The sequence below is a fragment of the Pseudarthrobacter phenanthrenivorans genome, assembly GCF_036455295.1.
GTDB classification, from domain to species: domain Bacteria; phylum Actinomycetota; class Actinomycetes; order Actinomycetales; family Micrococcaceae; genus Arthrobacter; species Arthrobacter phenanthrenivorans_C.
Genome location: NZ_JAYXNX010000021.1, coordinates 17898 through 37488, shown reverse-complemented (window position 1 = coordinate 37488; position 19591 = coordinate 17898). Strand labels below are relative to the sequence as shown.

Here is a 19591-nt window from a genome sequence, read left to right as displayed (position 1 = left end):
CCAGCCTAGCCGTCCAGCGTGTCCAGCGCCTGTTTCAGGTCGGCCCACAGGTCCTCAACGTTTTCCACGCCAACGCTCAGGCGCACCAGGTTCTCCGGCACGCTGGCGGGTTCGGCCGAATGCCGGCGCCGGCGTTCGATCAGGGACTCGACGCCGCCCAGGGACGTGGCGGGCAGCCAGAGGTCAAGCGCCTGCACCAGTTTGTCGGCGGCGTCGGCCCCGCCCAGGCCTGCCGCACGGGCCACCTGGACGCAGATGATGGAGCCGAACCCCTTCATCTGCTTCTTGGCGCGGATGTGCCCGGGATCGGTGCTGAGGCCCGGGAAGCGGATGGATTCGATGGCGGGGTGCGCGGCAAGGCGTTCGGCCAGGACCATGGATGACTCCTGGGACCGCTCCACCCGCAGCGCGAGGGTCCGCAGCCCGCGCAGCGCCAGCCACGCTTCGAAGGGACCGGCGATGGCGCCATGGATGATTCGGTGGTGGAGCAGGGCGGCGCGGATTTCCGGGTTGGAGGTGACCAGCGCGCCGAGGACGACGTCGGAGTGCCCGGCCAGATACTTGGTCACCGAATGGAGGACCACGTCGGATCCGAGCAGCAGGGGTTGCTGCACCAAGGGTGTGGAGAAGGTGTTGTCTGTGACGACAACCGCACCTGCGGCGTGTGCTGCCGCTGCCACGGCCGTCATGTCGGCGATGCCCAGCATGGGGTTGGTAGGGCTCTCCAGCCAGAGCATGGACGCGGCTTTGCCCGACGGGCCGCCGGGAGCGAGTGCTTCCTTGACGGCGCCGGTATCGGCGATGTCCACGGTCCGGAGCTCGATGAAGCCCTTTTGGGCGAGTTCCGAGGCCATCACCAGGGAACCGGAATAGCTGTGATTGGGCATGACCAGCACGCCGCCGGCAGGAATCAGGGACAGCGCCGAACTGACCGCCGCCAGGCCAGAGGCGTAAAGCAGGCCGGGCAGCGCGGACCCTTCCAGCTGGCCCAGCGCCTCTTCGAAGGGATCCCAGGTGGGGTTGGAGTACCGGCCGTACCCCCGGTCGCCGTCGCCGAGCGGCCCCGTACCGAAGTAGGTGGAGGAAAGGGTAATGGGCGGATTGACCGGCTGATCCCTTTCGCGCGGCGGACGCCCGGCCGCCACCACCACAGTCTCGGGTGAAAGGGACGCGGCCTGGTGCTCGGAAAGACTCATGGTCAAAAGATTACTGTTCCTGCCGATTAGGCCGGAAAGCAGTGTCGCTTTGTGGACGCCTGTACATCCACCCGTCCTGCACAGGGTATGCACCAAGGCCAAAAATGTCGCTATGCCTCGGTAGGCTTGAGAAGTGAACAAACAGAAGGCCGGGGTATTCATCGCATTCGAAGGTGGCGATGGCGCCGGCAAGTCCACCCAGGCGGCCCGGCTCGGGGCAGCACTGGAGTCCCGCGGCTACACCGTGCTCCGCACCCGGGAGCCCGGCGGCACCCCTGTTGGCGAAAAACTGCGCTCGCTGGTGCTGGACCACGGCAACGGCGAGATCGATGCCCACACCGAAGCCCTCATCTTTGCCGCTTCCCGCGCGGCCCACGCCACCCAGGTGATCCGCCCGGCACTGGCCCGCGGCGAGATCGTCCTGACAGACCGGTACATCGACTCCTCCGTGGCGTATCAGGGCGCGGGCCGCGGCCTCGGCCAGGACGCAGTGCAGTCGCTCAATGAGTGGGCCACCTCGGGCCTCCAGCCACACCTTACGGTCCTCCTTGACGTTGATCCGCAGTTGGGGCGGCGGCGCCGCACTGCCGGGCCATCGGCCGAAGACCGCCTCGAGTCGGAGGCGGACGAATTCCACACCCGCATCCGCGACGCTTTCCTCGACCTCGCAGCGGACCGCCCTGCCTCATACCTGGTTCTCCCTGCCCAGCTGCCGGTTGATGAGCTGGCGGGGCGAATCCTCGCCCGGGTTGATGTCCTGCTTGGTACCCCTGCCCCGGCGGAAGGGAAGGAAACTGCACTGGCAGTGCCCGAAGCCGGCGTCAAGGGCAGCAGGCCATGACCGTCTGGGATGACCTTCAGGGCCAGCCCGCCGTCGTCGAGCAGCTGCGCCAGGCCGCCGGCGGCGACAGCCTCACCCACGCCTGGCTGTTTACCGGGCCGCCCGGTTCCGGCCGCTCAAACGCCGCCAAAGCCTTCGCAGCGGCGCTGAACTGCGACCAGGAGGACGTGGGCCTGCGCGGGTGCGGACAGTGCCACGCCTGCCATACGATCCTGGGCGAAACGCACTCGGACGTGACCTTCGTACGTACCGAAAAAGTCACCATCACCATTGACGAGGCCAGGGAACTGGTGGCCGCAGCCGGGAACCGGCCGTCGTCAGGGCGCTGGCGGATTATCGTGGTGGAGGACGCGGACCGCATGGCCGAACGCACCACCAACGTGCTGCTCAAGGCCATCGAGGAACCCACGCCCCGGACCGTGTGGATGCTGTGCGCGCCCTCCCCTGCCGATGTCCTGGTCACCATCCGGTCCCGCTGCCGCAGCGTCGCCCTGCGGCTGCCGCCTGCCGCCGACGTCGCCGCACTCCTGGTCCGGCGCGACGGTGTTGACCCTGCCCTGGCGGAGCAGGCGGCCCGGGCAGCGCAAAGCCACGTGGGCATTGCCCGCCGGCTGGCGCGGGATCCCGCAGCAAGGGAACGGCGGCTGGAGACAGTCCGCTTTCCGCTGGGACTGCGCGGTGTCACGGCTGCGGTCATGATGGCGGACAAGCTGGTCAAGATCGCCACTGCGGAGGCCAACAGCTCCAATGAGGAACGGGACGCCGCAGAGAAGGCCGCGCTGTTGGCCACCCTCGGGGCACCGGAGTCCGGAACGCTGCCGCCAGCCATGCGCAGCCAGGTGAAGCAGCTTGAGGACGACCAGAAGCGGCGGGCCAAGAGGTCCATCACGGACTCGTTGGACCGCACGCTCACGGACCTGCTGTCCTTCTACCGGGACGTGCTGATCATCCAACTCGGGAATGCGGTGGAATTGGTCAACCTTGAACTGAGGAGCGAGCTGGAGGAATTCGCGGCCCGCAGCACCGCTGAGACAACGCTGGCCCGCATGGACGCCATCAACAAGGCCCGTGAACGCATCACCACCACCAACGTAGCCCCGCTGCTGACCATTGAGTCCATGGCGGCCAGCCTGATCCAGCCTTCCAAGGAGACCCGATGACTGCCCGCCCCCTGCCCGCGCCAGCCAGGCCAATTGCGGTCACAGTCCGCGCCCTCGGTGCCATGGTCCTGGCTATGGTCCTGGCCTCATGCAGCCTGCTCAACAGCGGCGACAAGAACCCGCCGCAAGCGGCCACCGCCAAGGCCGACCCCTCCATCGTCGCGTCCGCGCCAGCCGGCCTGGAAAAGTTCTACTCCCAGGAGGTCGTGTGGCAGCCCTGTGAGGGGGAATTCCAGTGCGCCAAGGTGACCGTCCCCATGGACTACGCCAACCCCGGCGGTGACACCATCCAACTTGCCGCGCTGCGGGCACCCAGCACGGGCAAGAAGACCGGCAGCCTCTTGGTTAATCCCGGCGGTCCGGGCGCATCCGGGTACGACTTTGTCAAGGACGCGGCGTCAACCCATTTTTCCGCTGCCGTCCGCAACGCCTACGACCTTGTGGGATTCGATCCGCGCGGCGTGAAGCGGTCCGCTCCCGTCACCTGCATGACAGACGCGGAACGTGATGCCGCCCGCGCGAAGATCTATGACCTCCAGACCGACTCCGGACTGGCAGCGGCCCTGGCGGACAACAAGGCAATCGCCGCCCAGTGCGCTGCACAGACGGGCCCCGTGCTGGGACACATCGACACCGTGAGCGCAGCCAAAGACCTTGATGTGCTCCGCGCCGTGGTGAACGACACCAAGCTGAACTACCTGGGCTACTCCTATGGCACGTTCCTGGGTTCCACCTACGCCTCGCTCTTTCCGGACAATGTGGGCCGGATGGTCCTCGACGGAGCCCTCGATCCGTCGATCAGTAATGAGGACCTGACCAGCGGGCAGGCCCGCGCGTTCGAGAAAGCACTCCACAGCTACGTGGCCAACTGCCAGCAGCAGGGCAAGTGCCCCCTGAGTGGGGATGTGGACTCCGGAGTACAGCAGATCCGGGATCTCATCGCCGCCATCGAGCAGACACCCCGCACCGCGAAAGACGGGCGCCTGGTAAATGCCACCATGTTCGTCAGCGGGCTCATCACCCCGCTTTACAACGACCAGAGCTGGCCCGCCCTCACCCAGGCACTTGAGGCTGCGATGTCCGGAGACGTCAGCCTCATGCTCCGGCTTGCCGATCTTGGGGCAGACCGCGGGCCCGACGGAAAGTACACGTCCAATTCGACGTTCGCGTTCAACGCGATTAACTGCCTTGACTACCCCATGGTCTCCGACACCGCAGGCATGCGTGCCGAAGAAAAGCGGCTGGAACAGGACTCCCCCACCCTCGGCTACTACTTCGCCTACGGCGGGACCACCTGCGCTGACTGGCCCTACAAGAATGTGCGTACGCCCGCTCCTGTGGAATACAGCGGAAGTTCACCCATCGTGGTCGTCGGCACTACGGGTGATCCAGCCACCCCTGTCGACTGGGCGGCGTCGCTGCGCAAGCAGTTGGGGAATGCGTCGCTGCTGACCTGGCGGGGTGAAGGGCATACCGCTTACGGGCGGGCCAACAGCTGCCTGGAGGACGCGGTGGACAACTACCTGGTTGGCGGCAAAGTTCCGGCCGACAACACGGTCTGCTGACCACTCCAACGGCTTGCGCCGGCCTCATTTTGACCGGGGCGAGGAGACTCTATTAGAGTTGACTCTTGCATGAAGGGACCGGCTCCGCCGGGAAACTTCATGCGGTGCTTCCTTAGCTCAGTCGGTAGAGCGTTTCACTCGTAATGAAAAGGTCATCAGTTCGATTCTGATAGGAAGCTCGGGATAAACCCCGGACAGCCCCTTGTTTTAGGGGTTTCCGGGGTTTTTCGCTGGTTAACGGGCGGCCTTCAAATGAAGGCTGGACGCACTTACGGCACCGTTTCGCCTCCCTTCGCTCGCCGTTTCCATTGCGATGTGCCCGCGAATGCCATGCCCTGGATAGTTCCAGGCCACGGGAAGAATTTACCTTCGATACCGTGGCTCGGTCTCTCCTTAAGCCTCGGGCACGGAAGAGCTCAGCTCAGTACCAGTTGTTGGACACTTCGTGATCCCAGGCTCCGCACGGGGAGCCATACCGCGCCGCGATGTATCCAAGCCCCCAGTTGATCTGGGTGCGGTAGCTGGTCAGCCAATCAGCTCCGGTGGACGAATACTTCTCCGGCGGAAGGGCCTGGGCGACACCGTAAGCTCCACTCGAGGGGTTTGTTGCGTTAGTCATCCAGCTCGATTCCTGATTCCACAGCTTGAGCAGGCAGGTCATTTGGTCCCCGCCCCACCCGTGCGCACCTAACTGGCTGGAAGCGTAAGCCTGTGCACCAGCGGGATCATTGACCGCCCCGCCGGGAATGTTCGGCAGCAGCACGTCTTCCTGGGGGCGGACCGGGGACGGGGCAGCGGACTTGGCGGCCTCGGCCGCCGCTGCGGCTGCTGCTGCCGCCGCTTCTTCTGCTGCACGCTGGCGGGCGGCCTGCTGGGCCTCATAGGCGGCCTCGGCCTCGACCCCGGCACGGTAGTTCTCTTCAACGGCGGCGCTGGTGTCTTTCAAGGTGGCCAGCTGTGCATTGAGGGTGTCACTATGCGCCGTTTCCTCGGCCACCTTCTGCTGCGCGTCCCGTTGCGCGTCCTGTGCGGCAACAAGTTTTGATTGGGCGTCGTCGGCAAGCCGCTGGTTCTCCGCCTGCACCACCGCCTGCTGCGCATCCAGGGACGAGGCAACCGCCTCCGCAGCGCGCGAATTAGCGTAGAGATCGGTGGTCCGCTGGGTGACGATCTGCAGGACGTCCAGCCTCTGCAGCCCGTCCGGGCTCTGCAAGGTATTCATCACCGTCAGGGGTCCCAGGTCGTCTCCGCCTGACATGTAGTCCTGGGCCGCCAAGGCTCCTGCTTGCCGCTTCAGCTTTGCTGCAATTGCATGCGCCGTGTCTGTCTTGTCCTTGAGGGCGTTCAGTTTCGCGGTGGAGGCATCAAGATCATTGCGAGCCAGGGCGTAGGCCTGCCCCGCCTTGACCGCAGCGGCCCCGAGCGCGGAAGCCTGCTGCTCCAGTCCATTCAAAAGGTCGTTGATTTTTTGGATCTCGGCACTCTTGGCGTCGGCATTGTCTCTGGCGGCCTGGACGTCGGCCCACGAAGGGTAGCCGGAGGGCGGCCCATCGTCTGCGCTGGCCGTCGGCACGGCAGTGACCGCCAGCAGAGCGGCGGCCGTCAATGCCGCACAGATCTTGCTGGCGGATACTTTGCGCGTGAGTGTGAATCTGGGCATATCCCTCTGAGCCTACTGGGTTACCCAATCACAGCTGGTACCGTCCCGGGGTGTCGTACCCCGGGAGGCCCTCCCGATCACCGGCATTATCGCTGCCTGTACCCATCCTGGGCACCGGCAGGGGTACTTGGGGTGGCATATGAATAGCAGCAGCGACTTGTACTGCCGGCGGCCAAATCACCCCAGGGACTTGCATTCCAATTCCTAAGCATGCTTAGTATGGGTATAGCCGAATGCGAACGGCTACCAACCAGAGGAGGAAACACCATGGGATTGGGCGACAAGATTCAGAACGCCGCCGAGAAGGCCGGCGGCAAGGGCAAGGAAGCGGCCGGCAGCGCCACGGGCGATGAAAGCCTGAAGGCCGAAGGCCAGGCCGACCAGGCCAAGGGCGACGTGAAGCAGGCCGGCGAAAAGGTCAAGGACGCCTTCAAGGACTAACAGGCATACCGGGAAAGGCGCGCTCAGCGAACGGGGCGCGCCTTTTTCGTGCCCGGCTTCCGACAGCCAGCTGGCTGGGCTACGATCCCATCAACCTTGGAAGCGGCCGGGGTTGAACTGTTTGGGGGAACAAAGTGAAACGCTCCACCGGCTTTGGGCACATCCGGCACGGGAGACGGGCAGTAGGACTGGGCGTCGCGGCTTTATTGGCTTCGGCAACACTTTCGGGGTGTACAACAGCCTCTTCCATCCAGGCGAGCCCCTCAGCAGCACCGGTCAGTCCGCTCCCCATCTTCGGCCTCATGAGCGCCGTCTTCGCGATCCTCACCGTCGCGCTAGGTGTCCTGGCGGCATATGCCCTGGTCCTGCTCATCATGTTCCTGCGGCTGCGTATCGCCGAACTCAGGCGGGCGGCGCCGCCCAAGCACAGGCCCCAGGACTGACGGCTGCCACGACGCGGATCAGGCGCCGGCCACGAACCCCGAATGGGCGCAGCTGTACCGCCAGGGTATTCCTGCCTCTGATTCCTCTTCGGTCAGCTCGACCGCAGCCTGCCACGGCCAAGGAGGAGGACGGCGACCACCATGCCGATGACGGCGCCGATCAATGTTTCAAGTCCGCGGTCCATGATCAGGGTGCCCGGATCCATCGGGTGCGCCAGGAATGTCATTATCAAAATCAGGGGTGTGAAGAACACCAATGCCAGGCCGTAGTGCCGGGTCATGAACAGCTCGGAGGGGAACTGCAACGCGGCAACGCATACCACCAGAAGCACTGCGGCCGGGTGTTGGTACAGGATCAGCGCCGTTACGCCAAGGCCCAGGAACGTCCCCAGGATGCGATTGAGTCCACGACGGATACGGCCGGCAAAGTCTGCGCCGGCAAGGGGTACAGCAGCGGCAGCCATAGCCCAATACCCATGGCCGTCACCGGTGAGTTGTCCAGCGGCGCCGGCCGCACCGACCGCCAGGATGTAGGCCAGGGCGTGAAGCAAGGCTACGCGCAGCCTTGCCCCTCGCAGCACCGGCACAACCCGCCGGACCCCGGCCTCCCAGGACGGCCGTCGACGCGCCCAGCCGGCGAAACCGACCGCAACCGAGAACGCAGCGGCTACTGCTGCCACCGCGACAACGTCCAGCACCGGGGCTATCGGCGGAACTGACGCGCAGGCACCGAGGGCGAAGATGCAAAAGAAAGGGCCGACGGGTTTCAGGTTTGCCCGGTCCGCCGCCAAGGACGCGACCCCGGCGGCCAGTGGCTCAACGGCCAGGAGTCCCAGCGGACCGGCATGCGTTGCTGAAAGCACAGCCCCCACCGTGACCCCGGAGACGAGCAGGACTGCAGCCGTCAACTGGTGGAAGAGGCGCAGCTGGTGGCGTTCATCCCTTCCGTACATTCCAGTGAAGGCGCCGAAGACTGCGTAGATGGAAAGGTCCGGGCGCCCCATGGCCAGCAGGACTATCAAAGGCACCGCGACGCTGACCCCGACCCGGAGCGCCGCAAGATGATCGTTCGTCGCCGGACTGAGTGCAAAGTATTCGCCAGGAAACCTTGCCGCGCGCCGCGCCATACCTCTGCAACTCCTCGCTGTTGGCCGATGACCGGCCCCGCGCGGGCAGCCAATCCGTCAGGTCAAACCTACCCGGGCGCACTCCGGGTTAGACCGTTCCATCGCAAATGTAACCAAGCTCTCCCCCATGACCGCCCGGCCCAGCCGTTTCTCCGTTCGGATGCATGAGCAAAAGTGGCTGGGCGAATACCCGGCCTCTTGGCGCGTGCTCAGACGTTGCGCTCGTTGACCTTTGACCGGATGAAGTCCTGGTCCTCCCGTGAGATCGGCGCCTCTCCGTGGAGGCCGGTGGGAAGGTTTTCGCCTGTCTCTTTCGAGATGACTGCGGTGATTGTCCGCGGGAGTATCTGGCAGCCCGGGTTGTCCATGAACCACTTCCGGGTGGCAGGGTCGAGGTGGCCCCAACGATCTTTGAGATTCATTGCCTGGCACTGTCTCCTTTGCTCTCCTCCCGGGGCCCACAACTCCGGGAGTGGGCGCTCTGCCCGTTCCAACCCACAAGTAAACCCGGCCGGCAATGAGACGCACAGGGGCAAAAGTCCCGGTCTCCACGAACTCCAGTGGTCCTGCACCATCCGCTCAGCGTGCCCACGCAAAACGAACGAGATCCGCGGCGGCGCCCCGGCATCCACAGCGGGCAAGGAATCCCCAAACGGTGGCGAAAAGCCTTTGTTACACACGACGCCCCGGGTTCAGGCCAAGGTTCAGCAAACGGCAAGGCAGCCGGGGTATCCTCCCCACATGACCCCCCGCTTTCAGGCTGCTGTTCGGCGCCCAGACGCAGAACCGCCTGCACCGGGCAACGCACCCAGGCACCTTGGCCAGGACGGCAAAGGACCTGGCCGCAGGGCAGTCCTCCTGGCAGCCGTGCTGACATTATCGTCAGCCGTCCCGGACCTTGAGCCGCACCCACAGCAGGGACCGGAAGCACAGGGAGGAGCGGGGGAATATGACAACACTGCGGTCTCTTCGCCGGTCCTGGATACCGGACCCGACGGCGATTCGCCTGCACCGGCCCGTTCCGCGCCCCCGGCGGCATCGCGGGCGCAGATCGTGGACGCCTTTGGCAAGCGCCCGGCCCGCTACTGGGGCCTGGAAGCCCCCGGCGTTCTCACACGGTTACCAGCCTCACCACAGGGAATCGCCCTCACCTTCGATTTTTGCGGTGGTCCTGGCGGCAGCAGCCTCGACCAGGCACTGCTGGACACCCTGCGCCAGCGCCACATCCCCGCAACGCTCTTTCTGAATTCGCGGTGGATCAGTGCCAACCCCGCCGCGGCCCGGCAGCTGGCAGCCGATCCGCTCTTTGAACTCGCGAACCACGGCACCTCCCATAAGCCGCTGTCCACCACAGGCAACACGGCCTACGGCATCCCGGGCACAAGGAACGCCGGGGAAGTCTATGACGAGGTCATGCCCAATGACGGCGTGCTGGCCGGCATCACCGGCACGCGTCCGCGATACTTCCGGCCCGGCACGGCGTTCATGGATGACGTCGCTGCAGACATCCTGAAGGCATTGGACGTCAAGCCAGTGGGCTTCAGCGTCAACGGCGATGGCGGTGCAACCTACCCGGCCCCGGTCGTCGCCAGGGAAGTGGGAAAGGCCAAGCCCGGAGACGTGGTGATATGCCACGGCAACCATCCCAGCGGCGGAACGGCCGAGGGCGTGAAACAGGCCGTGGACAAGCTGCTGGCGGGAGGAATGTCCTTCACCCACCTGGCCTGAGAACGTCCTGCGGGTCCGGTGGCGGGCCACAGGCTGATCCGATACGTTGAAAGTGAAGCCCTGCCCATCAGCGGTGGATGCCAGGCCACGGTCCTGCTGCTGCCAAACGTTAGGAATTCCCCATGCCGGAACAGCAGAACATCCCAACGACCGGCTGGGTTCCTGCCTGGGCCGATCTCCAGGAACGTCCGGCCGAAGCGGCCAACCACGGGTTCGCCGTCGGGACCGGCGCGGAGCAGTCGTCCGAAGGCCTCGAGTACATAACGGGCTGGCCGGCCCCGGGCGCGGAGGAGCTTGCAGCCAAGGCTGCGGCCGAAGGGATGCGCCTCACCCTGGTTACCGCTGAATCCGGCCTCACGGACGGTCCGGCCCCCGAGGGCCTCACCCCGGTGTCCGAGCTGGTGCTGCTCATGGCCCCCACGGCGGAGCTGATCACGGGTGTGGAGTTGCCCGAGAATGCGCAGGTGGCGCTGGCACCCATGGAGACGTTCGACGCCGTCGAAATCACCCTCTTTGACCGCCCGGTGGCACGGGGGCGCATCCAGGTCCGGGACGATTTCGCGGCGGTGGCCATCGGGGAGCTGCCCGAGGGGCCGGAAAAGGAGACGCTGGAACGGGCGCTCTTCGCGGCCATGGCCGAGGAGGCCTTCATCCACGGCTCAGAGTACCTGCACATGGTGGTCGGGCAGGAGGCCGCGGCGTCCTACAAGGCGTCGGGATGGACGGCGGCGGCCCGGCTGGTGAGTTTCGAAAAGAAATAACGACGGCGGCGGCCCGGCCTCCGCAGCCCGGGCCGCCAGGGCGTCATGGCAGGAACTAGTAGGGCCTGCCCACCACTACCTGCGACGGGCTATGGGTGACGTAGCCGTTTGCCCAGGAGAACAGTGCCCGGACTTTTTGCTGGAAGCCCGGGAGCAGGGCAAGGTGGACTGCCAGCCACGATACGAATGCCAGCGGGCCCTGCAGCTGCAGGCGCCGGCGGCCCAATTCCGCCACCGCTGCTCCGCGGCCCACCATGGCCATGTACCCTTTGTCCCAGTACCGGAAGGGCTCCCGGACGCCGCCGGTCAGGTCCGCGTAAATGTTGCGTGCAGCCCACTTTCCCGACTGCTGGGCCACCGACCCCAGCTGGGGAAGTTTGTTACCGTCGGCATCGGTGATGTTGGCGGAGTCGCCCAGAACGTAGACGCCCTCGAGGTCAGGTGCGGTCAGGTCAGTCTGCACGTCCACACGGCCGCCCCTGCCCTGCTTCAGGCCCGACTCGGTGATGATCCGGCCAGCCTGGAGGCCCCCCGCCCACACAACGATCCGTGCAGGGATGACGGTCCCGTCCTTGAGCGTCACTCCGTCGGTGCGCACTTCACCCACTGGCTGGCCCATATGCAGCTGGACCCCTAGTTTGGTCAGCCGGTCGCGCGCATAGGCCTGCGACTTCTCCGAAAAAGCAGCCAGCACGTTGGGGACCATGTCCACCAGGTGGACATGGCAGCGGGCTGCCAGCCCCGGTGAGAAGTACTTTGGCACGAGGTACTTGACGTTCTCCGCCAGCGCCCCGGCAGTCTCCACGCCGGTGGGGCCTCCTCCCACCACGATCACGTCAGCTTCGGCGGACGGCTCGCGATCGGCCTCGTCCAGGGCTGCGGTGATGGCAGCGCTCAGCCGCGTTGCGTCGGCCACTGAGTACAAAGGATAGGCGTGCTCATCAGCGCCGGGGGTGTTGAAGAAGTTCGGCACCGCCCCCGTGGCGATGACCAGGATCCGCGCGCGGTAACTGGACCCGTCCGCGGTGGTGACCGTCCGGTTGGCCGCGTCAATCGCGGTCGCTTCCGCAGTCAGGACGCGGACGTTATTGATCCTGCGGAACTCCGACCGGAGTGGCCGGGTGACTGCGGAAACACCAATCTGGGATGCAGCCACTTGGTAAAGGAGCGGCTGGAACTGCTGGTAGTTGTTCGCGTCGAGCAGCAGCACCCGGACGCCCTTGCGGCCCAACTCCTCAGCCGCCGTCTTTCCCGCGAAACCGCCGCCAACCACGATGACCTGGTATGAATCGTCCATTCGAGCAACATACCCCTCCCAGCCGGTGAGTAACAGGGGCCCGGGGCGCTGCGCCACCTGGACGTTCACCGGGCTGCAGGCGCGGAAGCCTGCGGGGCCCCCGCCCGGCGGGCACCTAAGATGGCGGCATGGAAGACGAAGCCCTGGCGGACATTGCCGACCGCCTGTATGCCGGGGCGCTGGAGAACTTCGTGTCCGCCCGTGCCGCCGCGGCCAAGGAGGTGGCACGCCGGGACAAGGATTTGGCGGCGGCGGTCCGCGGCCTGCCAAAGCCGTCCGTCGCCGCGTGGGCAGTGAACATGCTTGCACGGCGCCGGCCGGACGTTCTGGCGGGGCTGGGCGAACTCGGGGAACGGATGCGGTCAGCCCAGGACTCGCTTGATGCTCCCGCCCTGCGTGAGCTGGGCCGTGAACGCCGCACCATGCTCGCCGACGCCGTGGACACCGCCCGGTCCGTCGCCCGGGAACAGGGCCGGCCCATCAGCGACACGATGGCTTCCGATGTCGAGGAAACCCTCCGGGCCCTGACGGCAGACCAAGGCGCGGCCAGCGCCGTCGGCAGCGGGTGCCTGTTGAAAGTCCTCTCTGCGGACGGCGTCAATGACGTCGACCTGGAAGGGGCGGTTGCCCTCCCCGGGCTTCCAGCGCCGTCCACGGAAGACGCGGGCACTGCCCGCCGGGCCCCGGGGACAACAGCGCCAAAGACAACTACGTCCAGGGGGCCAGCGGCAAGGGAGCCGTCGGCAAAAACGCGGACGACGGCGGTCCCTGGACCGGAACCGAAACCAGGCAAGCCCCGGCTTGAGGCCGTCCGGCAGACTCCGAGGGCAGCCTCACCGCCAGCGCTGGAACGGGCCAGGGCGGCCCTGGCGCAGGCGCAGGCCGACGAAGGAGAGGCATCCCGGCTGGCCGCTGAACTGCAGGAGCAGGAAGAACAAACCCGCGGCAGGATTGTGGAACTGCAGCAGGAGACCGCGGAGCTGCGCGCCCGGCTCAAGTCAGCGGAAGAAAGCCTGGAGCGCGCCCGCAAGCAGGTCGCGGGCACCTCCGCCGAAGCGAAACAGGCGAAGCGTGCGGCAGAAAAAGCCAGCCGCACAGCCATCCTTGCGCGGGAGAGGGTACTTCGCCTGGACAGGCGGTGAAGTCCCTTGGCTCCGGTCCGGAAACCCTCTCGCCCTGGACGCCGCCCGGATTTACTGTTGACCTATGGATGCCGCAGCAACCCATGCTTTCGCAGTACCACCTGTTTCAGTCCACCGCCCCACAACGGCCGCTGAAGACGTCGTCACCCTCGCGGCCGGTGTCTGGCTCCTGGCCGGCACCTATGTTGACGGCTGGGCCCACAACAACCTCCGCGGGCTCGAGACCTTCTTCACCCCATGGCACGCGATCCTCTACTCGGGCTTTGCAGCCTGTGCCGTATGGATCGCGGCCCTCACCTGGCGCCGGCACGCCCCGGGCACCCCGTGGACGGAAGCCGTTCCCGCCGGATACGGGGCTGCGGTTGCCGGCGTGGCTCTCTTCCTGGCATCCGGGCTGGGTGACTTCGCCTGGCATTCGGCATTCGGTATTGAACAAAACATCAGTGCCCTCTTCAGCCCGTCCCACCTGGGGCTCGCGGCAGGCGGATTCCTCATTCTCGGCGCCCCGTTCTCCGCGGCCTGGAACGCTCCCACGCGGCCATGGCAACAACTCATCCCCGCCGCGGTGAGCGCCATGCTCGCAGGAATGGTTGCAGCGTTCATCCTGCAGGAGTTCGCCGTCTTCGCCCGCCACGGGCTGATCCAGACGTACGCCGCCACAGGAGGGGCACAGCCCACGGTGACCGGCCCGACGTCGTCAAGCATCATGGTCTCGCTGGCAACGTTCCTCGTCTCCACGGTGGCGCTCTTCGTTCCGGTCCTGTTGGTGTCGCTGCGGTGGCGCCTGCACGCCGCGGTACCTGCCGCCATGGTGCTGCTCCCCTCCGCAGCCCTGCAGACCATGGTGGCGCTGCGGGACGCCTGGCTTGTCCCGACAGCCCTCGCCGGTGCCCTCCTGGTGGGCCTGGTGTGGGCTCTGGTGCGTCCGGCTCCCGACCGCCGGGGAAGGATCATGGGCGCCGCAGGCCTCTGCCCCATCGTGTTCTGGGGGCCCTATTTCGCAGGGGTGGCGATCCATGACGGCGCGCTCAGCTTCCCGCCTGAAATCTGGAGCGGAACGCTCGTGTGGACGGGGCTTGGGATGCTCGCCTTGGCTGCGCTCACGCTGAAGGTGCGGGGAACGGCAGTCCCCGGCCCGGCACTTGAAGAGGCCCGCTGATCCAGGCTTTACTGGCCCCCGACATGCCAACACGCGGCCCTGGTTCCACAGAATGTCAGACCCCGGTTGCAGACTGGATTCATGGAAAACCAGGCAGTACAGGAATTTCACGTAACGTACTTTGACGCCGATTGTGGCCGGGCCCGTTCCGAGGTCTTTGAGACGCTGGAGGAGGCGGAGCGCTTCGCCTGCCGCCACTGCCATGGCGAAGACAGCTGGGCCGTGGTGGACGCAATAACCGTGGAGCACATCCGGGCGGCTGCCTGAGCTCTCGCCGGAACGCCCTCCGCGGGTCCAGGACCCTTAACGGCGGTCAGCCTGTGCTGACCGGCGGTGGCCGGCAGCACAGGCTGACGTTGGTTTGGCGGCGTATACCGGCCGGTTGGGCCGGTGCCGCCGTCGCGGCCTAGGCGAAGTCGGAGACCGCGGGATCGGCACCGATGCGGCCTTCGCCGCCGGCGGTCCGGTCCAGGTTGTTGATGGCTTCGACATCCTCGGCGTCCAGGGACACCTCGAGGGCTGCGAAGTTCTCCTTGATGCGTGACTCGGTCACGGACTTGGGAATGACCACGTTGCCGATCGCCAGGTGCCAGGCGATGACTACCTGGGCCGGAGTGGCCTGGTGCTTCTCGGCGATGGATGCGATGGTGGGGTCCTTCAACAGCTCGCCACCCTGCCCCAGCGGGGACCAGGCCTGGGTCAGGATGCCCTTTGAGGCTGCGAACTCACGCAGTTCGCCCTGGTTGAAGTACGGGTGCAGCTCAATCTGGTGGATGGCCGGCACTACGCCCGTTTCGTCGATGATGCGCTGCAGGCCCTCGACGGTGAAGTTGGAGACGCCAATGGACTTCACGCGGCCGCGCTTCTGGAGCTCGATCAGCGCCTTCCAGGTATCAACGTACTTGTCCTGCTTGGGCTGCATCCAGTGGATCAGGTAGAGGTCCAGCGTTTCCAGGCCCAGCCGGTCCATGGATTCCTCGAATGCGGCGAGGGTCGACTCGTATCCCTGGTCCGCGTTCCACAGCTTGGTGGTGATGAAAATCTGCTCCGGCGACAGGCCCGAGCCGGCGATGGCGCGGCCCACGCCGGCCTCGTTGCCATAGATCTTTGCCGTGTCGATGTGGCGGAAGCCGGCTTCGAATGCCTGGCGGACAACCTTTTCAGCCACGTCGTCCTCAACCTGCCACACACCGTAGCCGAGCTGGGGAATCGTGTTTCCGTCGTTGAAAGTCAAGGTAGGTGAAAGAGTCATGACTTCATCCTGCCAAAGCCGCCGGACCCGGCGCTGCCATTTAGGGCCCTGTCAGCCAGGCGCTTAACCCGAAAGTATGCTTCCGAATTGGGAATAATTCGCCGCGGCTAAGCCAACTGGCCACCGCGCAGCTGCCGCTCGGCGTCGTCCACCTGCTGGAAGACGGCCTCGGCACGGCGCCGGACCGACGCCGCACCTACGGGTACGGGTCCAACGGCCAGCCGAAGCATGGCTGCTGCCTCGGCAGTCGTGGCAAGCGAATTGCCCGCCTTGGAGAGGGACCGGTGCACGTCCGCGAGGGCTGCCGGGATGTCCAGGCCGTCGCTGGGTGCCCGCCGCTGGGCCTCCATGCACACCGCCCTGACCCGCTGCAGCAGGGCAGCAAGTTCATTGGCGATCTCCACCAGCTCGGCGTACAGCTGGTCATCCTCCACGCCCTCCAACACCTGGTGGAAGCGGTCCAGGCCGCGGTGGAAGCGGTCGTGGGCGCGGCGCCACAGCCCCTTGCCCAACTCCGCGTCGTCCCTGCGTCCCTGCCTGGCAGCACTGAAAAAGCCCAAGCGGAACCTACAGGTACTGCCCCGGACCGTGGTCCGGCTCGTCACGTTGACCGGACGGGGCAGGTGCGCCCTGCCGTGCGCCGGCGGGGGCACGCTGCGGCTCACCGTTCTCGCCAATCACGACGCCGGGCGCAATCATGGTGCCCGGCGGCAGCTGGCGCAGCTGCATCTGAGCGGCGGCCTGCTGCTGGGCGGCGTGCTGCGCCGCGATGGCCGTCTGGATCCCGTGGAAGAGGCCCTCCAGCCACCCCACCAGCTGGGCCTGGGCAATCCGCAGCTCAGCGTCCGAGGGTGTGGCCTCGTCGGAGAACGGCAGGCTGATCCTGCCGAGTTCTTCGACCAGTTCAGGCGCCAGCCCGTCCTCGAGCTCCTTGATGGAACGCTCATGGATCGCTGCCAGCCGGCCCCGGGCAGCATCGTCGAGCGGCGCGGACTTCACCTCTTCCAGGAGCTGCCGGATCATGGTGCCAATCCGCATCACCTTGGCGGGCTCGTCCACCAGGTCCTGCAGGTTGCTTCCCCTTGGCCTGCCGTCGCTGCCGGTCGGGACCGGTGCCGGCTCCTGGGAATCGTCGACGGGAGTGCCTTCCACCGGGAGGTCCTCAGCTGCCTGAGTGTCTTTGGGATCGCTCATGCGTTCATACTCTCACGGCCCGTCCGGCGCAGGCCCACCCGGAACGCCCTCCGGACGCCTTGTCCGCTGCGGGCTCAATCAGCAGCACCTGCCCTGCGGGGTGCTGTCCTGGCGGTCCGTGCGGTCCCGCCAGAACTCCCGCTCGTTGAGCGGCGCTTCCTGGTGCCCCTCCGCCTTGTGGTGTTCCAGGTACTTGGCGTACGCGTCCGCGCCCATGACGCCGCCAAGGTACCGGGCGAAGCCGCGGAAGCCGTTGGCCACCAGGGCGATGCCGCTGCCCATCAGTGACCGGCCCGTTCCAGGCGGGCGTCCGCCGGTACTTTCTCCCATTCGGCGGCCAGCTCGCGCTCAGCAGTGGTGGGCACCAGCCCGGCCGGGGCAAACACCCGTGACGGAACAAATGGGTCCTCGTTGTCCGTGGTGGCCGTGCCTGCCGCCCTGTCACGGAATGCCTTGGCCGTGGCGAGGATTGCCGTCACGATCACGATGATGCTCAGCACCACGAAGATCACGGACAGCCAGCCCTGGATGGCCGTGTTGCGGACCACTGCCTCCATGGCGGCCACGGTCTTGGCGGTGCCGAACTCGGTCTTGCCGTCAGCCAGGGCCTTGCTGAAGGCTGCGTTGTTGGCGAAGTACCCCACGGCCGGGACGGGCGAGAAGATCTTCTGGTAGCTCGCGGTGATGGTCACCACGGCGGCGAAGGCCAGAGGCAGGGCGACAATCCACAGGTACTTGAAGGTTCCGCGTTTGGCGACGATGGCCAGGACCACTGCCAGCGCGATGGCGGCGAGCAACTGGTTGGCGATGCCGAACAGCGGGAACAGGGTGTTGATTCCGCCCAGCGGATCGGTGACGCCCATCAGCAGCACGGCACCCCAGGCGGCCACCATGACGGCGGTGCAGAGCCAGGCACCGGGACGCCAGGAGGCCTCCTTGAACTTGGGGACGAAGTTGCCGATCGAGTCCTGCAGCATGAACCGCGCAACGCGGGTGCCGGCGTCCACTGCCGTGAGGATGAAGAGCGCCTCGAACATGATGGCGAAGTGGTACCAAAAGCCCATCATGGCCGTCCCGCCCACGAACTGGTGCATGATGTGCGCCAGGCCCACGGCCAGGGTGGGTGCACCGCCGGTGCGGGACACAATGCTCTGCTCCCCCACGTTCGCGGCCGTTTCGCTGAGCAGGCCCGGGGTGATGTTCACGCCGCTGAGGCCCAGGCTGTTGACCCATGTGGCTGCCGTCTCCGCGGTTCCGCCGGTAAGCGCTGCGGGGGCGTTCATGGCGAAATACAGTCCGCGGTCGATCGAGATCGCGGCAACGAGGGCCATGATGGCCACGAAGGATTCCATCAGCATGCCCCCGTAGCCGATGTACCGGGTCTGCCGTTCCTTTTCAATCAGTTTGGGGGTGGTTCCGGAGGAGATCAGGGCGTGGAATCCGGAGAGGGCACCGCAGGCGATGGTGACGAACAGGAAGGGGAACAGGGCGCCGGAGAACACGGGCCCGTTCTCGCGGCCGGCGAATTCGCTGAAGGCCGGGACGGTGATTTCGGGCCGGACCGCAACGATGGCCAGCGCGAGCATCACGATCACACCGATCTTCATGAAGGTGGAGAGGTAGTCGCGCGGGGCCAGGAGCAGCCACACCGGCAGGATGGCGGCGATGAAGCCGTAGATGATCAGGCCCCAGGCGATGGTTACCTTGTCCAGATGGAACACCGCGGCGCCCCATTCAGTGCCGGCAACGGCGCCGCCGCCGATGATGGCTGCCATCAGCAGGACGAAGCCAATGATGGAGACTTCCATGACCTTGCCGGGGCGCAGGTAGCGGAGGTAGACACCCATGAACAGGGCGATGGGGATGGTCATGCCAACGGAGAACACACCCCACGGGCTTTCGCCCAGGGCATTGACGACGACGAGCGCCAGGATGGCCACGATGATCACCATGATGAGCAGGGTGGCGATGAGGGCGGCCGTGCCGCCGATAACGCCGAGTTCCTCCCGGGCCATCTGGCCGAGTGAGCGGCCGCCGCGGCGCATGGAGAAGAACATGACCAGGTAGTCCTGGACGGCGCCGGCGAGGACTACGCCGACAATGATCCAGATGGTGCCGGGGAGGTAGCCCATCTGGGCGGCGATGACCGGGCCGACCAGCGGTCCGGCCCCCGCGATGGCGGCGAAGTGGTGGCCGAAGAGGACATTGCGGTCGGTGCGGACGTAGTCCTTGCCGTCGGCCTTGTACTCGGCCGGGGTGGCGCGGCGGTCGTCAGGCTTGGTGATGTAGCGCTCGATCACCTTGGAGTAGAAGCGGTAGCCGATCAGGTAGGTGCACACTGACGCGAAGACGAACCAGATGGCGTTGACGGTTTCACCGCGGACAATGGCCAGCATGAACCAGGCGACGCCGCCCAGCAGGGCGATCGCGGCCCAGAGGGCGATCTTTGCCGGGGTCCATTTCCGGTCTTCGGCCTCCAGCCTGGCCTCGTCCACAGCGGGTGGCGGAAGATTCGGATCCGTAGCCAGCCCGCCCTCCGCCCAGGATCCGTTGTTCCGTTGGTCAGGCACTCCGGCCATGTCTCCTCCTTGAGAGTTATCCCACTTTTGCTACTGGGCACCCTAC

Annotated in this window: 20 protein-coding genes and 1 tRNA gene; 11 read left to right on the top strand and 10 right to left on the bottom strand. The window is 66.2% G+C overall.

What is annotated here, in order from left to right:
* Window positions 1–5: 5 nt before the first annotated feature.
* On the bottom strand, window positions 6–1196 hold the full coding sequence (locus VXJ37_RS19195; protein ID WP_331324626.1) for a trans-sulfuration enzyme family protein: 1191 nt from the start codon (window positions 1194–1196) through the stop codon (window positions 6–8).
* A gap of 133 nt (window positions 1197–1329) precedes the next feature.
* On the opposite strand from VXJ37_RS19195, the gene tmk reads away from it, so the two are divergent.
* From tmk to VXJ37_RS19175, 4 genes are all read left to right on the top strand, one after another.
* On the top strand, window positions 1330–2037 hold the full coding sequence (gene tmk / locus VXJ37_RS19190) for a dTMP kinase (protein ID WP_331324625.1): 708 nt from the start codon (window positions 1330–1332) through the stop codon (window positions 2035–2037).
* Entirely contained in the window at window positions 2034–3197 is a 1164-nt protein-coding gene (locus VXJ37_RS19185) for a DNA polymerase III subunit delta' (RefSeq protein ID WP_331324624.1), read from the top strand. Before tmk ends, VXJ37_RS19185 begins: the two co-directional genes overlap by 4 nt.
* Window positions 3194–4762 carry an alpha/beta hydrolase gene (locus VXJ37_RS19180; RefSeq protein WP_331324623.1) on the top strand — a complete coding sequence of 523 codons (1569 nt, stop codon included), beginning with the start codon at window positions 3194–3196 and terminating at the stop codon, window positions 4760–4762. The genes VXJ37_RS19185 and VXJ37_RS19180 overlap by 4 nt, the downstream gene beginning before the upstream one ends.
* A gap of 106 nt (window positions 4763–4868) precedes the next feature.
* Window positions 4869–4941: transfer RNA gene (locus tag VXJ37_RS19175), tRNA-Thr, on the top strand.
* Window positions 4942–5183: 242 nt separating this feature from the next.
* Here VXJ37_RS19175 and VXJ37_RS19170 read toward each other — a convergent pair.
* The gene (locus VXJ37_RS19170) at window positions 5184–6422 is read right to left on the bottom strand and encodes a coiled-coil domain-containing protein (protein ID WP_331324622.1); all 1239 of its coding nucleotides are present in this window, start codon (window positions 6420–6422) and stop codon (window positions 5184–5186) included.
* 267 nt (window positions 6423–6689) lie between these two features.
* On the opposite strand from VXJ37_RS19170, the gene VXJ37_RS19165 reads away from it, so the two are divergent.
* Window positions 6690–6863, top strand: a complete 174-nt coding sequence (locus VXJ37_RS19165; protein ID WP_307309882.1) for a CsbD family protein — start codon at window positions 6690–6692, stop codon at window positions 6861–6863.
* Window positions 6864–7165: 302 nt separating this feature from the next.
* Complete coding sequence (locus tag VXJ37_RS19160; protein WP_331324621.1) at window positions 7166–7306, top strand: hypothetical protein; 141 nt, start codon at window positions 7166–7168, stop codon at window positions 7304–7306.
* 92 nt (window positions 7307–7398) lie between these two features.
* Here VXJ37_RS19160 and VXJ37_RS19155 read toward each other — a convergent pair whose 3' ends face one another.
* A complete protein-coding gene (locus tag VXJ37_RS19155; RefSeq protein WP_331324620.1) occupies window positions 7399–8334 on the bottom strand; it encodes an FUSC family protein in 936 nt (311 codons plus the stop codon).
* Window positions 8335–8642: 308 nt separating this feature from the next.
* Entirely contained in the window at window positions 8643–8855 is a 213-nt protein-coding gene (locus tag VXJ37_RS19150; protein ID WP_331324619.1) for a hypothetical protein, read from the bottom strand.
* 319 nt (window positions 8856–9174) lie between these two features.
* Between VXJ37_RS19150 and VXJ37_RS19145 the strand changes: the two genes are divergently transcribed.
* Together VXJ37_RS19145 and VXJ37_RS19140 are read left to right on the top strand one after the other, a co-directional pair.
* Window positions 9175–10161 carry a polysaccharide deacetylase family protein gene (locus tag VXJ37_RS19145; RefSeq protein ID WP_331324618.1) on the top strand — a complete coding sequence of 329 codons (987 nt, stop codon included), beginning with the start codon at window positions 9175–9177 and terminating at the stop codon, window positions 10159–10161.
* A gap of 122 nt (window positions 10162–10283) precedes the next feature.
* A complete protein-coding gene (locus VXJ37_RS19140; protein ID WP_331324617.1) occupies window positions 10284–10922 on the top strand; it encodes a hypothetical protein in 639 nt (212 codons plus the stop codon).
* Between the two features lie 55 nt (window positions 10923–10977).
* Here the strand turns inward: VXJ37_RS19140 and VXJ37_RS19135 are convergent, their stop codons facing one another.
* Complete coding sequence (locus VXJ37_RS19135) at window positions 10978–12219, bottom strand: NAD(P)/FAD-dependent oxidoreductase (RefSeq protein WP_331324616.1); 1242 nt, start codon at window positions 12217–12219, stop codon at window positions 10978–10980.
* Between the two features lie 128 nt (window positions 12220–12347).
* On the opposite strand from VXJ37_RS19135, the gene VXJ37_RS19130 reads away from it, so the two are divergent.
* From VXJ37_RS19130 to VXJ37_RS19120, 3 genes are all read left to right on the top strand, one after another.
* A complete protein-coding gene (locus tag VXJ37_RS19130; RefSeq protein ID WP_331324615.1) occupies window positions 12348–13361 on the top strand; it encodes a hypothetical protein in 1014 nt (337 codons plus the stop codon).
* A gap of 64 nt (window positions 13362–13425) precedes the next feature.
* On the top strand, window positions 13426–14520 hold the full coding sequence (locus VXJ37_RS19125; protein ID WP_331324614.1) for a hypothetical protein: 1095 nt from the start codon (window positions 13426–13428) through the stop codon (window positions 14518–14520).
* Between the two features lie 81 nt (window positions 14521–14601).
* Window positions 14602–14787: a hypothetical protein gene (locus VXJ37_RS19120; RefSeq protein ID WP_331324613.1), complete on the top strand. Its 186-nt coding sequence runs from the start codon at window positions 14602–14604 to the stop codon at window positions 14785–14787.
* A gap of 139 nt (window positions 14788–14926) precedes the next feature.
* Here VXJ37_RS19120 and VXJ37_RS19115 read toward each other — a convergent pair whose 3' ends face one another.
* The 5 genes from VXJ37_RS19115 to VXJ37_RS19095 all read right to left on the bottom strand — a co-directional run bounded on the left by VXJ37_RS19115 (window position 14927) and on the right by VXJ37_RS19095 (window position 19545).
* A complete protein-coding gene (locus VXJ37_RS19115) occupies window positions 14927–15772 on the bottom strand; it encodes an aldo/keto reductase (RefSeq protein WP_307309399.1) in 846 nt (281 codons plus the stop codon).
* Window positions 15773–15879: 107 nt separating this feature from the next.
* Window positions 15880–16332 carry a hypothetical protein gene (locus tag VXJ37_RS19110; RefSeq protein WP_331324612.1) on the bottom strand — a complete coding sequence of 151 codons (453 nt, stop codon included), beginning with the start codon at window positions 16330–16332 and terminating at the stop codon, window positions 15880–15882.
* Between the two features lie 7 nt (window positions 16333–16339).
* The gene (locus tag VXJ37_RS19105) at window positions 16340–16966 is read right to left on the bottom strand and encodes a bacterial proteasome activator family protein (RefSeq protein ID WP_331324611.1); all 627 of its coding nucleotides are present in this window, start codon (window positions 16964–16966) and stop codon (window positions 16340–16342) included.
* A gap of 78 nt (window positions 16967–17044) precedes the next feature.
* On the bottom strand, window positions 17045–17248 hold the full coding sequence (locus VXJ37_RS19100) for a YbdD/YjiX family protein (RefSeq protein WP_331324610.1): 204 nt from the start codon (window positions 17246–17248) through the stop codon (window positions 17045–17047).
* On the bottom strand, window positions 17248–19545 hold the full coding sequence (locus VXJ37_RS19095) for a carbon starvation CstA family protein (protein ID WP_331324609.1): 2298 nt from the start codon (window positions 19543–19545) through the stop codon (window positions 17248–17250). Before VXJ37_RS19095 ends, VXJ37_RS19100 begins: the two co-directional genes overlap by 1 nt.
* Between the last annotated feature and the right edge of the window lie 46 nt (window positions 19546–19591).